Below are 2,695 nucleotides of genomic sequence, written 5' to 3'. Positions count from 1 at the left end.
TCGCACCGATCACCTCCAGGTCGTGGCTGATGAACACATAGCCGAGGTTGTATTTCTGTTGCAAATTCGCGAGCAGCTTCAGCACCTGCTGCTGGATCGACACGTCGAGCGCCGACGTCGGCTCGTCGAGGATCAGGATGCGCGGCTCCAGCACCAGCGCGCGCGCGATTGCGATCCGCTGGCGCTGGCCGCCCGAGAATTCGTGCGGATAACGCTGCAGCACCGTCCGGTCGAGCCCGACTTCGCGCAGCACCGCGAGCGACTTCGCGCGGCGCGCGTCGGGCGTCATGTCCGGGCGATGCAGTTCGAGCCCTTCGCCGACGATCCGCTCGATCGTGTGACGCGGCGAAAGTGAACTGAATGGATCCTGAAAGACCACCTGCATGTTCGAGCGCAGCGCGGTCTGCTCGCGGCCGCGATAGGTCGACAGCGCGCGCCCCTGGAATTCGATCTCGCCGCCGGCCGTCTTCTGCAGCCCGAGCAGCGCCATCGCGAGCGTCGACTTGCCTGAGCCCGATTCGCCGACGATGCCGAGCGTTTCGCCCTGCCGCACCGACACCGACACGTCGGCGACGGCCGTCACCGGCACCGTGCCGAACCAGCCCGCGAAGCCCGGCCGCTTGCGCGCGAACTGCACGCTCACGTGGCGCGCGTCGAGCACGACGGGCGCGATCGGCATCACCGGCGTGACCGTGCGTTGCGGCCGGCTGTTCAGCAGCCGCTGCGTATACGGATGCTCGGGTGCCGCGAAAATCTGCTCGACCGGCCCGCTCTCGACGAGCCGGCCGTGTTCCATCACCGCCACCCGCTGCGCGAAGTGCCGCACGAGATTCAGATCGTGCGTGATCAGGAGGATCGCCATCCCGCGCTTTTCCGCCTCCTCCCGCTGCAGTTCCAGCAGCAGGTCGACGATCTGCGCACGGATCGTCACGTCGAGCGCGGTGGTCGGCTCGTCGGCCAGCAGCAGGCGCGGCCGGCACGCGAGCGCCATCGCGATCATCGCGCGCTGCCGCTGGCCGCCCGACAACTGGTGCGGGTAGCTGTCGACCCGCTTCTCCGGCTCCGCGATGCCGGTGCGCGCGAGCAACGCGATCGCCCGCTTGCGCGCCTCGACGGCCGATACGCCGTCGTGCAGCACGATCGTCTCGCCGATCTGCACGCCGATCGTATACAGCGGGTTGAGCGCCGTCATCGGCTCCTGGAAGATCATCGCGATGTCCGAGCCGCGCAGCCCGCGCATCTCGCGCTCGCTCCTGGTCGCCAGATCCTGCCCGGCAAAGCGGATCGCGCCCGTGACCTCTGCGTCGCGCAGCAACCGCAGGATCGACAGCGCGGTCACGCTCTTGCCGGACCCCGATTCGCCGACGAGCGCGACCCGCTCGCCCCGCCCGATCGCGAGCGTCACGTCGTCCACCGCGACCGTGTCGCCGAAGCGCACATGCAGACGCTCGAGCGACAGCAGCGGTTCGTGCTGCGTCGATACGGTCGGCTCGCTCATCGCTGGCCTCCCGCCGCGCGCACCGAATCGGCGATCCGCGTATCGAGCGCGTTGCGCAGCGCGTCGCCCATGAAGGTCAGCAGCAGCAGCGTCGCGACCAGCACGCCGAACGTCGACAGCGAGATCCACCATGCGTCGAGGTTGCCCTTGCCCTGCGCCAGCAGTTCGCCGAGGCTCGGCGTGGGCGGCGGCACGCCCAGCCCGAGGAAATCGAGGCTGGTGAGCGCGAGGATCGAGCCGCTCATCCGGAACGGCAGGAACGTGATCACCGGCGTGAGGCTGTTCGGCAGCACGTGGCGCCAGATGATCTGCCAGTTCGTCAGCCCCATCGCGCGGGCCGCGCGCACGTAGTCCTGGGTGCGGTTGCGCAGGAATTCCGCGCGCACGTAGTCGGCGAGGCCGATCCAGCCGAACAGAGACAACAGCACGATCAACAGCAGGAAGCTCGGCTCGAAGATCGACGCGAAGATGATCAGCAGGTACAGCTCCGGCAGCGAGCTCCAGATCTCGATCAGCCGCTGCCCGACGATGTCGATGCGCCCGCCGAAGAAGCCCTGCACCGCGCCCGCGGCGATCCCGAGCAGCGTGCCGATCACCGTCAGGATCAGCCCGAACTCGACCGACACGCGGAACCCGTACACGAGCCGCGCGAGCAGGTCGCGGCCCTGCGCGTCGGTGCCGAGCCAGTTCTCGCGCGACGGCGGCGCCGGGTTCGGCACGTTCGAGAAGTAGTTCAGCGTGTCGTAGTAGTAGCGGTTCGGCGGATAGACGACGAAGTTGCCGGGCGCCTCGAGCCGCTTGCGCACGTACGGATCGAGATAGTCGGCCGGCGTCGGGAAATCGCCGCCGAAGGTCGTCTCCGGGTACGCATGGAACATCGGGAAATAGGTCTGGCCGTCGTAGCGCACCACGAGCGGCTTGTCGTTCGACCACAGCGGCGCCGCGAGACTCGCGGCAAAGGCCACGACGAAGATCACGAAGCTCCAGTAGCCGAGGCGCTGCTGCCTGAAACGCTGCCACACGCGGCGGGTGGGCGACGGCGACACGCGCGCACGTGCGGCGTCGATACGGGAAGAGGCGACGGCCCGGTTCATCGCGCACCCCGCCCGCTGGCGCCGGGCATGCGAATGGCTCGTTTCATGTCAGCGCTCCAGGTTGTCGAATTGAATGCGCGGATCGACCCACACATAGCAAAGA

2 protein-coding genes are annotated in these 2,695 nt (G+C 68.2%); both read right to left on the bottom strand.

Going from position 1 to position 2,695, the window contains the following annotated elements; all coding sequences use genetic code 11:
* Positions 1–1,498 (bottom strand): ABC transporter ATP-binding protein (locus JMF90_RS32555; RefSeq protein ID WP_201325970.1); only part of this gene is annotated, 1,498 nt, incomplete at its 3' end.
* Complete coding sequence (locus JMF90_RS32550) at positions 1,495–2,592, bottom strand: ABC transporter permease (RefSeq protein WP_011549505.1); 1,098 nt, start codon at positions 2,590–2,592, stop codon at positions 1,495–1,497. The genes JMF90_RS32550 and JMF90_RS32555, both read right to left, overlap by 4 nt.
* Positions 2,593–2,695: the final 103 nt, after the last annotated feature.

It is taken from the genome of Burkholderia sp. E168m23 (assembly GCF_016586125.1).
Classification (GTDB): Bacteria; Pseudomonadota; Gammaproteobacteria; order Burkholderiales; family Burkholderiaceae; genus Burkholderia; species Burkholderia orbicola.
The sequence above is the reverse complement of the archived record's forward strand: the minus strand, read 5'-3'. Positions and strand labels throughout refer to the sequence as shown.

Excerpts from the sequence above, each read along its gene's own strand:
- JMF90_RS32550 (WP_011549505.1), bottom strand. The coding sequence starts at position 2,592 with ATGAACCGGGCCGTCGCCTCTTCCCGTATCGACGCCGCACGTGCGCGC.